The organism is Streptomyces sp. NPDC053750 (assembly GCF_044544295.1).
Classification (GTDB): Bacteria; Actinomycetota; Actinomycetes; order Streptomycetales; family Streptomycetaceae; genus Streptomyces.
The window spans coordinates 228,762-242,492 of the sequence record NZ_JBITXB010000003.1 but is presented as its reverse complement, the minus strand read 5'-3'; the positions used below and the strand labels follow the sequence as shown (position 1 = coordinate 242,492).

The 13,731-nt window shown below is 72.9% G+C and carries 10 protein-coding genes; 3 read left to right on the top strand and 7 right to left on the bottom strand.

Going from position 1 to position 13,731, the window contains the following annotated elements; genetic code table 11:
• Positions 1 to 4 precede the first annotated feature (4 nt).
• Together ACIGO6_RS10615 and ACIGO6_RS10610 are read right to left on the bottom strand one after the other, a co-directional pair.
• The gene (locus ACIGO6_RS10615) at positions 5 to 1,780 is read right to left on the bottom strand and encodes an adenine deaminase C-terminal domain-containing protein (protein ID WP_399874151.1); all 1,776 of its coding nucleotides are present in this window, start codon (positions 1,778 to 1,780) and stop codon (positions 5 to 7) included.
• Positions 1,781 to 1,827: 47 nt separating this feature from the next.
• Entirely contained in the window at positions 1,828 to 3,279 is a 1,452-nt protein-coding gene (locus ACIGO6_RS10610; RefSeq protein ID WP_399874148.1) for a purine-cytosine permease family protein, read from the bottom strand.
• 256 nt (positions 3,280 to 3,535) lie between these two features.
• Between ACIGO6_RS10610 and ACIGO6_RS10605 the strand changes: the two genes are divergently transcribed.
• The 3 genes from ACIGO6_RS10605 to ACIGO6_RS10595 all read left to right on the top strand — a co-directional run bounded on the left by ACIGO6_RS10605 (position 3,536) and on the right by ACIGO6_RS10595 (position 6,219).
• Entirely contained in the window at positions 3,536 to 4,600 is a 1,065-nt protein-coding gene (locus tag ACIGO6_RS10605) for a LacI family DNA-binding transcriptional regulator (protein ID WP_399874145.1), read from the top strand.
• A gap of 321 nt (positions 4,601 to 4,921) precedes the next feature.
• Positions 4,922 to 5,476, top strand: a complete 555-nt coding sequence (locus tag ACIGO6_RS10600; RefSeq protein WP_399874142.1) for a LysE family translocator — start codon at positions 4,922 to 4,924, stop codon at positions 5,474 to 5,476.
• A gap of 38 nt (positions 5,477 to 5,514) precedes the next feature.
• Complete coding sequence (locus tag ACIGO6_RS10595) at positions 5,515 to 6,219, top strand: GNAT family N-acetyltransferase (protein ID WP_399874138.1); 705 nt, start codon at positions 5,515 to 5,517, stop codon at positions 6,217 to 6,219.
• A gap of 8 nt (positions 6,220 to 6,227) precedes the next feature.
• Here ACIGO6_RS10595 and ACIGO6_RS10590 read toward each other — a convergent pair whose 3' ends face one another.
• The 5 genes from ACIGO6_RS10590 to ACIGO6_RS10570 form a co-directional block, all read right to left on the bottom strand.
• Positions 6,228 to 7,745 (bottom strand): ATP-binding protein, encoded by a 1,518-nt coding sequence (locus ACIGO6_RS10590; RefSeq protein ID WP_399874136.1) that lies wholly within the window; start codon positions 7,743 to 7,745, stop codon positions 6,228 to 6,230.
• Positions 7,746 to 7,768: 23 nt separating this feature from the next.
• Positions 7,769 to 8,509, bottom strand: a complete 741-nt coding sequence (locus ACIGO6_RS10585) for a response regulator transcription factor (RefSeq protein WP_399874133.1) — start codon at positions 8,507 to 8,509, stop codon at positions 7,769 to 7,771.
• Between the two features lie 68 nt (positions 8,510 to 8,577).
• The gene (locus ACIGO6_RS10580; protein ID WP_399874131.1) at positions 8,578 to 10,050 is read right to left on the bottom strand and encodes a streptophobe family protein; all 1,473 of its coding nucleotides are present in this window, start codon (positions 10,048 to 10,050) and stop codon (positions 8,578 to 8,580) included.
• Between the two features lie 31 nt (positions 10,051 to 10,081).
• A complete protein-coding gene (locus ACIGO6_RS10575; RefSeq protein ID WP_399874128.1) occupies positions 10,082 to 12,286 on the bottom strand; it encodes an MMPL family transporter in 2,205 nt (734 codons plus the stop codon).
• A gap of 183 nt (positions 12,287 to 12,469) precedes the next feature.
• Positions 12,470 to 13,654, bottom strand: a complete 1,185-nt coding sequence (locus ACIGO6_RS10570) for a serine hydrolase domain-containing protein (RefSeq protein ID WP_399874125.1) — start codon at positions 13,652 to 13,654, stop codon at positions 12,470 to 12,472.
• Positions 13,655 to 13,731: the final 77 nt, after the last annotated feature.

The window sequence follows — 13,731 nt, the reverse complement described above, 5'->3', positions numbered from 1 at the left end:
GGCGTCAGTGGGCGGCGGAAGGCTGCAGGATGTCGACGACGTCCTGGGTGTGGTAGTTGACGACGCCGAGGTCGGTCACGGCGTACTCGGGGATGGCGGTGATCTCCAGGAAGATCAAGTAGCCGAAGGCGGAGGGGAGTGTGCAGCCGAGCTCGCGGGCGGCGGCCTCCAGGCGGTCCTCCGCGGCGGCCATCTCCTCGGGGGTGAGGTCGGCGACGATGCCGGCCACCGGCAGCGGGAGGAACTCCTTGATCTCGCCGCCGTCGACGACGACCTGGCCGCCACCGTGCTCGGCGAGGTGGTTGACGGCGAGGGCGATGTCGGCGCGGTCGGCGCCGACACAGACGATGTTGTTGTCGTCGGGGGCGGCGGAGGAGGCGATGGCGCCCGAGCGCAGGCCGAAGCCGTTGACCATGGCGGTGGCGGTGGCGCCGTCGCGCTTGCCGTAGCGCTCGGAGACCGTGACATACAGCGCGTCCTGCGCGAGGTCGGCGCGGACCGTACCGCCCTCGACCGGCAGCGTCATCTCGACACCCTTGCGCACGAACGGCACCGTGCGGTCCATCTCGACGACGAGGACGCGGGCCTCGTCGCCCTCGGCGGCGACACCGACGGCGTCCGGCGTCAGCGGCTTCACCCGGAAGGCGGGAGAGAGGGCCGGGGTGCGCTCGGGGGCCTGCGGGGCACGGAGGGTCCGGCCGCCCTCGGCGACCAGCTCGCCGCGCGCGAACACCCGCTCCACCCGGAACGACTCGGGCGAGTCGACGATCAGCACGTCCGCGTAGCGGCCCGGCGTGATCGAGCCGACGAGGTGGTCGATGCGGTACATCTCGGCGCAGTTGAGCGTCGCCATCTGGATGGCCTCGATCGGCTTGACGCCGGCCTCGATGGCCATGCGGACCAGCTTGTCGAGGTGGCCCTCGCGCAGGATGTCGGCGACGTGCATGTCGTCGGTGCAGAAGCCGACGCGGCGGGACTGGGCGCCGAACTCGGTGACGGTGCGCACGTTCTCGTTCATGAAGTGCGCCACCGACGACTCGCGGATGAGGAGCGACATGCCGGCGCGCAGCTTGGCCAGCGCCTCCTCGGCCGTGTAGCTCTCGTGGTCGAGGCGGACACCCGCCGCCGACAGGGCGTTGATGGTGGTCTGCGCGGCCATCGGGGCGCAGCCGAAGATCGGCAGCCGGTTGCGGTGGGCGAGTTCGAGGGCGCGCAGCACCTTCTCGTCGCGGTTGAGGACGAACTCGGCGACCGTCTCCCACACGCCGAAGCAGTCGGCCCCCTGCTGCGCCTCGGCGTGGTCGTCCGGCCCGAAGGTGAAGCCGACGGTCGTCTCCGGCAGGGTGTACGGCGTCTTGAACGGGGCGCCCCAGAAGATCTTCATGGGGCCGGCGTCGGCCTCGCGGAGCGCCTCGCGCACGCCCTCGGGACCGGCGACGACCAGGAACTGGTCGAGCCCGGAGACGACGGACGTCGTACCGAACCGCACGGCGGCGTCGGCGAACATCGTCACCGACAGCTTGGAGCACTCCAGGTGCAGGTGGCCGTCGATGAGGCCGGGGGTGAGGTACTTGCCGGTGGCGTCGACGATCTCCGTGTCGGGCCCCTCGTAGGTGCCGACGTCACCGGTCGCGGCGATCCGGTCGCCGGTGATGGCGACGTCGGCCGGGTAGATCTCGCCGGTGCAGACGTTGACGAGCTGTCCGCCCTTGATGATCCGGTCGGCCTTGACGACACCCTCGGAGGCGTCGATGAGGTCGCGGAGGGTGGGGTGGTTCATGAAGGTTCGCTCCAGGCGCGTACGAAAGGGAGGCGGAAGGGGAGGTCTCAGGCGGCCGGGGCGAGCTCGGCCTCGGCGCGGACGGTGTGGCGGGCGAGCAGCCAGTAGGCGACGCCCGCGACGAGGGCGCCCGCGAACACCGACAGGTCCAGGCCGCCGGCGGCCTCGGACAGCGGCCCGACGAACACCGTCGAGTCGACCCAGAGGACCGCGGCCACGAAGCCGAGCAGGACGGCGATCAGACCGGCCGGGCGGACGCCGCCCCTGTGCCAGTAGACGCCCTCGCGCCCGGTCTCGCGGGGAAACAGCGACGGGACGTCGTAGCGGCCGCGGCGCAGTGCCCAGTCGGTGAGGTAGACGGCGGCCCACGGGCCGAGCCAGAGGACGATCAGGCTGAGGAAGTTGGACAGCAACGTGTAGAAGTCCGCGGAGAACACGGCCCACAGGGTGATGCCCGTGCACAGGCTCAGGTCGATGAAGACGACCATCCAGCGCTTGACCGGGATGCCGACGGCCAGCAGGTTCAGGCCGGAGGAGTACATGTCGGTGGTGTTGACCGCGAGCAGCGAGACGATCGCGAGCAGCAGGTACGGGGTGATGAACCAGCCGGGCAGCACCTCGGGCAGACCGGAGATCGGGTCGGCCGCGTTCGTGGTGGCGGTGGCGACGGCCGCGCCGAGGATCTGCAGCAGGATGTTGGGCACCATGCCGCCGAGCGCGGCGCAGGCGAACACCTTGCGGGGCGCGGAGCCGGCGGGCAGATAGCGCGAGTAGTCGCTGCCCATGTCCGCCCAGGACAGACCGCCCGACGCGGTGACCATGGCGAGCACCAGCGAGACGGTCACCAGGGAGGGCGCGCTGCCGTGGGCGCCGAAGTCGGCCTTCGGGAAGACCAGGAACGCCATGACGGTGAACATCGCGGCGAAGATCCAGGCGAAGTACTTCTGGACCTTCATGATCAGGTGGTAGCCCGCGAGCGGCAGCAGCATCTGCAGCCCCGCGGCGGCGGCGATCACCAGCAGCTTCACGGGGGTTCCGGTACCGACGCCCGCCTGCTCCAGCAGCGCGAGCCCGGCGAGGACGATCAGCACCATGCCGCCGGCCTCGAAGCCGACCAGCATCACCCAGCTCAGCAGCGCGGGCAGCTTTCCACCGCGCGGCCCGAAGGCGGCGCGGGAGACGGAGTGCGTGGACGTGCCGGTGCGCGGTCCCTGCAGGCTGGTCAGCCCGGTGACGGTGAAGCCGAGGACGTTGCCGACGACGATCAGCGCGACGGCGTACCAGAAGGACAGGCCGAAGGAGACGACCAGGGCGCCGTAGACGACGGTGAAGACGGTGGTGTTGGTCCCGGCCCACAGGCCGAAGAGGCGGCCGGGACCGCCCTGGCGCTCGGCGTCGGGGACGGCGTCGATGCCGCGCTGCTCGACGGTGAAGACGGACGTCGGCGCGCCGGCGTCGGGAGAGGTTCCGGGCGGAGCGGTGGAGGTGGCCTCGGCCATGGGCGGCAGTGTCCTTCGCGGACTGGCGTCCCGGCCTGGGGAGACGGGACACGGGTGTACGGGAACCCGGTACGAGCCGGGTGATGCACGGCGGTGTGCGGGGCGGCGACGGTACGGACGCGAGGGCCCGGTCGGCCGCCCGAACAGGTGCCCAAACGTTTTGGCAATGGTCCGTACCGAACTGCCCAAACGTTTTGGCAACGCTCCGGACCGTACTGCCCAAACGTTTTGGCAGTCAACCGGTAAGCTCGCGGCCATGCCAGACGTCACAGAGCCCCAGCGGGGCGGCGCGTCGTCGTCCCGCCCATCGGGCGCTGTCAAGGGGGGCGGCCTGCGCGAGGTGGCCCGCCGCGCCGGAGTCTCCGTCACCACGGCCTCGCACGCGCTCAACGGGGTGGGCAGGGTCGGCGCCGAGACCCGCGAGCGCGTCCTCGCCGTCGCCGCGGAGATCGGTTACCGCGCCAACCCCAACGCCCGGGGACTACGCGGCGCCCGGACCGGACTGCTGGGCCTGACCCATCGCACCGCCGTCGAGGGCGGCGTCACCGACATCGAGTACTTCGTGAAGATCGTGAACGCCGCGACGTGGACGGCGATGGCCCACGACTACTCCCTGGTGCTCGTCCCGCCGTCACTGGACGGCCGCCCCTTCGACTCGCTGCCGCTGGACGGGACCATCGTCATCGACCCGCTCACCGACGACCCGCTGCTGACCCGGCTGTCCGCCATGGGCGTCCCCGTCGTCACCACCGGCCGCGACCTGTCCCGCAGGGACGCCTTTCCCTGGGTCGACAACGAACTGTCGACCTGCGCCGTCGCCGCCTTCGACCACCTGGCGTCCACGGGCGCCCGCAGGATCGGCCTCCTGACGGGTTCGACGGGCCAGTCCTACGACGAGGACGCGGCCCGCGCCTACCGCGACTGGTGTGCGCGCACCGGGAACCCGGTGCTCGTGGACCGCGCCGAGCCCGGCACCGACTCCACCGACGCCGCGCGCCGTCTGCTCACCCGCCCGGACCGTCCCGACGCCCTGTACGTGGTGATGGAGAAGTTCGGTTTCGCCACCCTCGCCGTCTGCCGCGAACTCGGCCTCTCGGTGCCTGGGGACGTACAGATCGTGGTGGGCGCGGACGGCGAGTTCGCGCGCAGCGCCCGCCCGGCGCTCACGGCACTCGACCTGGCACCCGAAGAGATCGGCAAGCAGGCGGCGGAGCTGCTGATCGGGGTCATCCAGGCGCCGCCCGCCCCGGACGCCGCGCCGGAGCACCGCCTGGTGCCCGCGACGCTGTTGCGGCGGGACTCGACCAGGGGCGGTACGTGACAGGGCGGGCGACCCGGTCACCGGAGCGTGGCTGCTGACCGGGCCGACGGTGACGGAGAAAGTGTCCGGGTGACGGAGAGCCTGTCCGGGTGACACGGAGTTCGTCCCGCACTGCCGCGGTGACCGTGCGGTCAGGCCGACGGCCGGATGATCATTCCGCTGCGCGGCTCATGGCCCTCGGAGTGCCCGCGACGGCGGGCTCGACACCGGCGGGGCTGCGGACCGGGGACGCCGCTGCGGGTGTGAGACTGGGACGATGCTCATACAGTTCGTGACCGCGATCGTGTCCTGCCCGTGCTGACCATGGTGCCCGGGCCCGACATGGCCGTCGTGACGAAGCGGGCCGTCGCCTCCGGCCGGCAGGACGGACTACGGACGGTGGGCGGGATCACCGCGGGACTGCTGGTCTGGGGCGTGCTCGCGGTGGCCGGTCTCGCCGCCGTCCCGGCCGCGCCCGCCACCGCGTACACGGTGGTCAAACTGGCCGGCGCCGTCTACCTGGTCTTCCTCGGGGCCCAGGCGCTGCTCCGGAGTCGTCGCAACCGTTCGCAGTCACCGGCGGCGGCCCCTGCGCCGCCTCGTGGCAACCCCTGGCGGACCGGTCTGGTGAGCAACGTCCTCAATCCCAAGATCGCTGTCTTCTACACGGGACTGCTGCCGACGCTGGCCCCCACCGGGATGCCTCCCCACACCGGCATGGCCTTGCTGGTCCTCGTCCACACCCTGCTCACCGCGGTCTGGCTCGGCGGATACGTCCTGCTGCTGGCCAAGGCCCGAGCCGTCTTCGAGAAGCCGGCCGTACGCCGTGGCATGGACCGTGTCACCGGGACCGTACTGATCGGACTCGGGCTGAAGGTCGCCACGTCCCAGCCCTGAGTCCCCACCATCGCGCCCACCAGGAAGGGAACAGCACGGTGCTCACCGACGACGATCCGGTACTCGACGACCCGGTGGGTCGGTCGCTCGGCAGTCGGCACGCGCATCTCGCCCGCCGCCGCGGCCGGGCCGCCACCTACCTCGCGGACGTGGCGACCTTCTCCGCCGTGCCCGCCGATCCGGACGCAGCGGACTGGGCCGATCTTGCCGCGTTGCTCGGTCCGGGCGCCTTTGCCGACATGTTCAGCTGCCCGGCCGTCCCGCCGCCGAGTTGGGAGCCGGTCTTCGGTCTCGAGGGCCGGCAGCTGATCTGGCCCACCGACGGCCACCCCGGCCCCCTGGGTGCCGAACCCGACACCGGCGTGGTCGCACTGGGCGCGGACAGCGTGCCCGAGATGCTCGACCTCGTCGCGCGGACCGAGCCGGGCCCCTTCTGGCCGCGCACCCACGAACTCGGCACCTACCTGGGTGTCCGGGTCGACGGCACCCTGGTGGCGATGGCAGGAGAGCGGCTGCGACCGCCGGGCTGGACCGAGATCAGCGCCGTCTGCACCGCTCCCGACGCCCGTGGGCAGGGTCACGCCGCCCGCCTGGTCCGGGCGCTCGCCACCCGGATCCTGACGCGCGGCGAACGTCCCTTCCTGCACGTGGCCGAGACGAACGACCGCGCGATCGCGTTGTACGAGCGGCTCGGCTTCGAGTCCCGCAGACAGGTGACCTTCCGAGGCTTCCGCACTCCCTGACGACGTGATCAGGCCGTGGGCGGGTCGGACAGGGGCAGCAGGATGCGGAAGGTGCAGCCCCGGCCGGGGGCGGTGTCGAGGGTGATGCGGCCGGCGTGGGCGGTGACGAGGGCGTGGGCGATGGCGAGGCCGAGGCCGGAGCCGCCGGTGGCGCGGGTGCGGGAGTCGTCGGTGCGGTAGAAGCGGTCGAAGACGCGGGCGCGTTCGGTGGCGGAGAGGCCGGGGCCCTGGTCGGCGACTTCCAGGACGGCGTGGGGGCCGACGGTGCCGACACCGATCCGGAGGGGAGTGCCGGGAGGGGTGTGGGTGACGGCGTTGCCGATGAGGTTGGTGACGACCTGGCGCAGTCTGGCCTCATCGGCATGGGTGGGGGCGGTGGCGGGTTTCCCCCCGCCGGGTCCGGTCAGCGTCACCGGGCGGGTGGCGTCCAGGGCGCGTACGTCGCGGAGGGCGTCGGCTGCCAGGGTGCGCAGGTCCATGGGGGCGAGGTCGAGGTCGAAGGCGGGTTCCCGGGCACTGCGCGTGCCGTGGGTGCCCGCGCCCTGGGTGTCCTCGTCGAGGCGGGCGAGGAGGAACATCTCCTCGACGAGCCGGGTGAGGCGTTCGGATTCCGCCGCGATCCGGGTCATCGTCCGGTCGACGTCCTCGCGGGTGGGCGTGGCGCCCATGCGGTACAGGTCGGTGTAGCCCTTGATGCCGACGAGCGGCGTACGCAGTTCGTGACTGGCGTCGGCGAAGAAGCGACGGGTTCTCGCCTCGGCCTCCGTGCGGGCCCGGAAGGCCGTGTCGATCCGTTCCAGCATCTGGTTGAGGCAGGTGGTCAGGCGTCCCACCTCGGTGTGCGGGTTGGCCGGTTCGGGGACGCGGTGGGAGTAGTCGCCGGACGTGATGGCGGTCGCGGTCTCCTCGATCCTGGTCAGGGGGCGCAGCCCGGAACGTACCGCGAACCAGCCGGCGATCCCCAGGACCGCCAGCAGGGCGACGCCTGCGGACAGGGAGAGGTTCCGGGTCTTCGTGATCGTGCGGTCGACCTCCTCCATCGAGGTGGCGACGACGGCGGCTCCCCCGGTCGCGGTGGGGTCCGGCGGGAGGGTCCGGGCGGGCCGGCTCAGGGCGATGACCCGCCAGTTGTGCTCGCCGTCGTGGGCGGGCACGGTGAAGGGCCGGCCGTCGTGGGCGAGGACGGCCGCGCGGTCGAGGTGGGGAAGGACGGGACCGCCGCCCGGGGGCGCGGTGCTCGCGTCGAACGTCCTGCGGGTGGCGCCGGTGTCGTCGACGTAGGTGACGGTGGTGTCGCCGAGGACGCCGAGGGCTTGCACACTCGGCGGGGTGTCGGTGCCGGCCGGGGGTGTCAGCCGGGCGGCGATCCGCCCGGTCAGGGCGAGCCGGTCGTCGACCCGGTCCTGGAGGTAGCCGTGCAGGGCGGTGGTGACGAGGAGACCGGTGCCGAGGAGGCCGACGGCGACCAGGGCCACGGACAGGCACAGCAGGCGGGTGCGCAGCGACAGCCGGCCCGGCCATGTCATGGGTGAGGTCGGGCGGGGGCGCTTCACGGCCGGGGCTCGCGGATGACGTAGCCGACGCCGCGGACGGTGTGGATGAGTTTGGGCTCTCCTGTGTCGACCTTGCGGCGCAGATAGCTGATGTAGGTGTCGACGATGCTGGGGTCACCGCCGAAGTCGTACTCCCACACGCTGTCCAGGATCTGGTTCTTGGTCATGGTCCGCCCCGCGTTGGCGACCAGGAAGTGCAGCAGCCGGAACTCGGTCGGGGACAGCCGCACGGTCCGGCCCGCCCGGGTGACGTGGTGGCTGTCGGGTTCGAGGTGCAGATCGCCGACGGTGAGGCGGGCCGGCGACTCGCCCCGGGTGCGGCGCAGTACGGCCTGGATGCGGGCGATCAGTTCCTCGAGGTCGAAGGGTTTGGTGACGTAGTCGTCGCCGCCGAGGCGCAGTCCGTGCAGCCGGTCCTGGCGGTCCTCGCGTGCGGTGACGAAGAGCACCGGCACGTCGCCGCCCCGGCCGGGCAGTGGTGAGCGGGGCTGGGCGCGCAGCCGGCGGATCACCTCGAAGCCGTCCATGTCCGGGAGCATGACGTCGAGGAGGACGAGATCCGGAGTGCGCCGTGCGGCCAGGTCGATGGCCTCCCGGCCGGTCGCGGCGGCGTCGACGTCGAAGCCGGCGTAGCGCAGGGCGGTGCGCAGCAGTTCCCGGACGGTGGGCTCGTCGTCGACGACGAGCAGGTGGTCGGCGCGGTCGGCGGGGCGCGGGGGGTGTGTCGGTGCCGCCATGGTCGTGGTTCGCCGCCTTCCGGGATGCCACGGTGCCGCTCTTCTCGCGGGCCTTGCTCAACGTCTTCTCAGGAGATCACATGGCGCTGAGAGGACCGCGCCGGACGTGAGGGCGCGGCGGTGGACCCGCCCGTCTGCTGTTCCCGGCGCCGGGCCCGTCGGCCGTGCAGGCGGCTGCCGCCGTACGAGGCGAGGGCCGCCGCGACGAACGCGGTGAGCGCGGACAGCCGGGGGCCGGCGTCGAGCCCGGCAGCGAGGCCGCCCATCTCGCTGCCCATGAGGCTGACGCCGATCCGCAGTGAGCCGCGCGCGAGGAAGGGGAGCAGGAACGTCGCGACGCCGACCGCGATGCCCGTGCGCAGGGCCGTGTCGGTGTGCCGGTCCAGGAGGGAGTCGGCGGCCTCCCGCGGGGTGCGGGCCGGGGTGCGGGCGGCGGCGACGTATCCGGCGATCAACGCCAGGAGCAGCGTGAGCAGCAGTCCGATCACCCACAGCGGTACGCCGGCTCCCGCCCACTGTCCGAGGTCCACGGACCGGTCCGCGCCCGCCGTGTCGTCCTGCGCCCCCGCGCCGAGCATGCCGAGCATCCCGCCGCCCTCCGGCTGCAGCCGCCGCACCCCCGCCTCCCACGAGGTGCCCGTCCCGCCGGTGAGCAGTACGGCGATCAGGTTGGGACCGGCGAGCAGCAGCGCACCCGCGGCCGTGGCGGCCTGCTCCCGGCCGGTCAGCGCCGCGGCCCCGGCGAGGACGCCGACGGCCAGGGCGGCACAGCACAGCACGGACGCGGTGCCCGTCAGGGTGGACATGACGGCGTTCCACTTCAGCCTGGGCCGGGCCAGGGCGAGGGGGCGCGGCAGTGCCGTCCGGCGGGCGGCGAGGCAGCCGACCGCGAGGACGGCGGCCACGCCCAGGAGGCCGAGGAAGGCGGTGGCGACGACGTCGGTCCGGAAGCTCACCGAGGACAGCCCCGAGGCGAGACCACCGCCGCCCCCGCCCCCGAACCCCCCGGCCCGGCCCGACCCGGCACGTTCGCCGATGCGGTCCTTCACGCCTTCCGGCAGCCGGGCCGTGCCCCGCGCCAGGACGGCGCAGACCGGCAGGGCCACCGTGGTCACCAGCGCGCCCCCGCACCGCGCCCACAGCATCGCCGGGGTGGGCCGCGCCCTGCGGCGCAGGGGCCGGAAGAACGCGGTCGCCAGGACGGCCGCACCCAGGAAGGTCAGCGTCAGGGGCGTCAGCGCCACCTCACCGGCCAGCCCGAGGCTCAGGCCGCCGCCCCCGCCGAGCAGCCCGCCGAGGCCCCCACCGTCGGAGGCGGGGGCGGACTCGGTGGCCGACTCCAGGGTGACGCGGCCGCCGACGGCCAGGCTCACCAGCGTCGGCACCAGGCGGGAGACCGGTGCGACGGCGCCGGCGCCAAGGAGGGTCAGGGCCGCCCAGGCGGTGGCGGCCATGGTGACGAGGGCGGCCACGGCGGCCAGGGCACCTTCGAGGGCGTGGCGCCACGCGGGAGGGGAGGGACGGGACGGCGATGCGGACATGGGCAGGCTCCTCCGAGCGGGGGGACGGGGTTCAGTTGCCGGGGACGTGGCCCGCGGCCGCACCGACGGGCTCGGCACCGCTCGCCTCGGCTGTGACACCGCTCGGGGACCGTTCCAGCCGCTCTCCCTCCACGTCCAGGTCGGGCACCAACCGGTCCAGCCACCCGGGCAGGCTCCAGGCGCTCCGGCCGAGCAGGGCCAGCACCGCCGGGACGAGCGTCATGCGGACGACGAACGCGTCGAAGAGGACGGCGGCGGCGAGCCCGAAGCCGATCGTCTTGAGGATCTGCTCCTCGGAGCCCAGGAACGCGGCGAACACCGAGATCATGATCACCGCGGCGGCGGTCACCACCCGCGCACTGTGCTCGAACCCGCTGACCACGGAGTCCTTCGGCGACCGCCCGTGGACGTACGCCTCGCGCATCCGGGTCACCAGGAACACCTCGTAGTCCATGGCGAGGCCGAAGACGACACCGACCATGAAGATCGGCATGATCGACACGATCGGCCCCGGCTCCGTGACCCCGAGGACGGAGCCCAGCCATCCCCACTGGAAGACCGCGACCACCGCCCCCAGCCCGGCCAGCACCGACAGCAGGAAGCCGAGCGCCGCCTTGAGCGGGACGAGCAGCGAGCGGAAGACGGCGATCAGCAGCACGAACGCCAGACCGACCACGAGGGCCAGGTACGGCACGAGCGCGTCGGACAGCTTCTGCGAGACGTCCGCGTTCATCGCGGTGGTACCGGTGACGAGCACCTGGGCGTCGCTGTCCTCGGCGAGCGCCGGTTCGCGCAGGGCGTGCACCAGGTCGGCGGTCTGCGTGCTGCTCGGGGAGGCGGCCGGTACGACGCTCAGCACGGCGGTGTCGCCGGACGCGCTCAGCCGGGGCTGCCCGACGGCGGCGACGTCCTGGCGTCCGTCGATCTGCCCGGTGACGCGCCGCGCGGCCTGCTCGGCGCTGCCGTCTCCGTCGGCCCGGACGACGACCGTGAGCGGGCCGTTGTAGCCCGGGCCGAAGCCCTCGGCGATCATGTCGTAGGCCCGGCGCTGGGTCGTGGAGACGGGCTTGCTGTCGTCGCCGGGCAGGCCCATCTCCAGGGAGGCGACGGGAACCGCGACCACACCGAGGAACGCGGCGCCGGCGAGGAGGGCCGCGACCGGACGGCGGACGACGAACCGGGCCCAGCGCACGCCCATGGCCTGCCGTCGTGGGCTCTTGCGCCGCGGTCGGGCCGGTCCGATCCGACGGCCGCAGAGACCGAGCAGTGCGGGGATCAGGGTGACGGCGATCAGCACCGCGACGACGACCGTGCCGGCCGCGGCGAGGCCCATCTGCGTCAGCATCGGGATCCCCACCACGGCCAGGCCCGCGAGGGCGATGACCACGGTGAGCCCGGCGAACACGACCGCCGATCCGGCGGTGCCCACCGCGTGCGCGGCGGCGTCCTCGCGGCTGCGGCCGCGCGCGAGTTCGGCGCGGTGGCGGGAGACCACGAACAGGGCGTAGTCGATGCCGACCGCCAGCCCGATCATCACGGCGAGGCTGGTCGTCGTGGAGCCGAGGCCCAGCGGTTCGGCCAGCACCCGGATGGTCAGTGCACCGATGCCGACGCCGAGCACGGCGGTCAGCAGCGGCAGCCCTGCCGCGAGCAGCGAGCCGAAGGTGATGACGAGCACCACGGCGGCCACCGCCAGACCCAGGGCCTCCGAGGAGTGACCGGCGGCCATGGCGTCGACGGCGTTGCCGCCCGTCTCGACGGCCAGCTCCGGTGAGGCGGCCTGCTGGACGGTCTCCCGCAGCGCGGTGCGGGACTCCTCCGCCAGCGCCGAGGCGGAGACGTCGTAGGAGACCTGCGCGTAGGCGGTGGTGCCGTCCTGGCTCACGGACCGGGTGGCGAACGGGTCGGTGACCCGGGCGACCTGCGGATCCTCACCGAGGGCGCGGACCGTCTCCCCGATCGCCCCGCGCGTCTCGGGGTCGGTGACCTTGCCGTCCTCGGCACGGAACACCACTCGGGCACTCGCTCCGTCGGCCTTCAGCTCCGGGAAGTCCTTCTCCAACAGGTCGTAGGCCTGCTGGGCCTCGGTGCCGGGCATGGAGAAGTCGTTGGGAGGCGCGGCGGGGGCCCGGCCGGCCAGCACCCCCGCTCCCAAGAGCAGTACCACCCACAGCAGTGCGACCAGCCGGCGCCTCCGGAAGGAGAACCGGCCCAGCCGGGAGAGGAATGTCGCCACGGAAAGGGCTCCAAGTCGGGTCGGGGCTCACAGAACGTCTGGGCCCCGACGCTGTCAGCCCTCTCTGACCGGGCCCGGAGAGATCCTGGGAGCTTTCTGAGAGTTCCGGCCGCCTCCGGCGGGAGCGGACGGACTTGTCGGGGGCGTGGCGGCCCGATTCACAGAAAGCTCCCGGACTCGCGGTCAGCCCAGGCCCGCCAGGTGCGTCCCGATCCGCAGGAACGCCTGGACGAGCGGGGCGACCGGCACGGCGGGCGAGACGACCTGGGAGCCGAAGTGGACGACGACGAGGTCGAGACCGGGCGAGACGAAGAGCCGCTGGCCGTGGATACCGCTGGCCATGTAGGAGTCGTACGGGTCGTTCAGGATCCACCACAGGTCGTGGTACGACAGTGTGGCGGGCGAGGTCGGGGGTGCGGCGGGGAAGCGGACGCGGCGCGGGTATCCGTCGGGGACGCCGCCGGTGATGGACTTGACCACCTCCTCCGGTACGACCTGCCGGTCGCCGACCGCGCCGCCGCAGCGCAGCATCTCCCCCAGGCGGGCCACGTCGCGGGCCGTCGCGCTGAAGCCGCCGCAGGCCGCCTCGACGCCGTCGCCGTCGAGGATGTAGTACGCGTCCTCCTCGGCGCCGGTCCGGGACCAGACGAGTTCGCTCAGCAGGGCAGAGGTGCTCAGTCCGGTGACGCGGCGCAGGACTTCGGCGAGGGCCTCGACATTGCCGTTCTCGTAGCGGAACCCGGTGCCCGGCTGTCCGGTGGCGCGGGCGGTCAGGAGGTGTTCGCGGATGGTGGTGGGGCCGTTGTAGCCGAAGGGGCGCAACTGGGGTGCGATGACGGCGTGGTAGCGCTGGGCCTCACGAGCCTTGTCGTAGGGGCGGCCGGCGTAACCGACCTGGGTGCCCATGTGCAGCAGGTCCTCGATCCGGGCCTCGCCGAAGGCGGTTCCGGCGAGTTCGGGGACGTGGGCGGACGTACGGGCCGAGCGGTCCAGGAGGCCGTCGTGCGCCAGCATCGCCGCCAGGAGGCCGACGTAGGACTTGGCCGCCGAGGCGTTGAAGTGCGGGGTGTGGGGTTCGGTGCCGTGCAGATACGCCTCGTGGACGACGGTGCCGCGGTGCAGCACGAGGAACGCGTCCGTGTGGGCCGCCGCGAACAGCTCCGGCAGGGTGAGCGTGGTGCCGCCGATGTCGAAGGCGCCCAGGTCGGCGGGCTGGGCGGGCAGGGCTCGGGCGGGGGCGGGGCCGCGCCACACCCGGCGGCTCGGGGCGAGCTCGCGGCCGGCGGAGGTGAAGCGGCGGATCCAGTCGGGGTCGGTGTAGCCGCGGGTCCACTGGAGGTCGCTCAGCCGGGCTTCCGTGTCGGTCATTTCAACTCCGTCGGGCAAGAGACTCGAACAATGGTGCCGTTAACGTACAACCTGTTCGACATCCGGAGACAGAGGGT

Coding starts and splice junctions, on each gene's coding strand:
- ACIGO6_RS10605 (WP_399874145.1), top strand. CDS start 3,536: ATGCCAGACGTCACAGAGCCCCAGCGGGGCGGCGCGTCGTCGTCCCGC.
- ACIGO6_RS10610 (WP_399874148.1), bottom strand. CDS start 3,279: ATGGCCGAGGCCACCTCCACCGCTCCGCCCGGAACCTCTCCCGACGCC.
- ACIGO6_RS10615 (WP_399874151.1), bottom strand. CDS start 1,780: ATGAACCACCCCACCCTCCGCGACCTCATCGACGCCTCCGAGGGTGTC.
- ACIGO6_RS10570 (WP_399874125.1), bottom strand. CDS start 13,654: ATGACCGACACGGAAGCCCGGCTGAGCGACCTCCAGTGGACCCGCGGC.
- ACIGO6_RS10590 (WP_399874136.1), bottom strand. CDS start 7,745: ATGACATGGCCGGGCCGGCTGTCGCTGCGCACCCGCCTGCTGTGCCTG.
- ACIGO6_RS10580 (WP_399874131.1), bottom strand. CDS start 10,050: ATGTCCGCATCGCCGTCCCGTCCCTCCCCTCCCGCGTGGCGCCACGCC.
- ACIGO6_RS10600 (WP_399874142.1), top strand. CDS start 4,922: ATGGCCGTCGTGACGAAGCGGGCCGTCGCCTCCGGCCGGCAGGACGGA.
- ACIGO6_RS10585 (WP_399874133.1), bottom strand. CDS start 8,509: ATGGCGGCACCGACACACCCCCCGCGCCCCGCCGACCGCGCCGACCAC.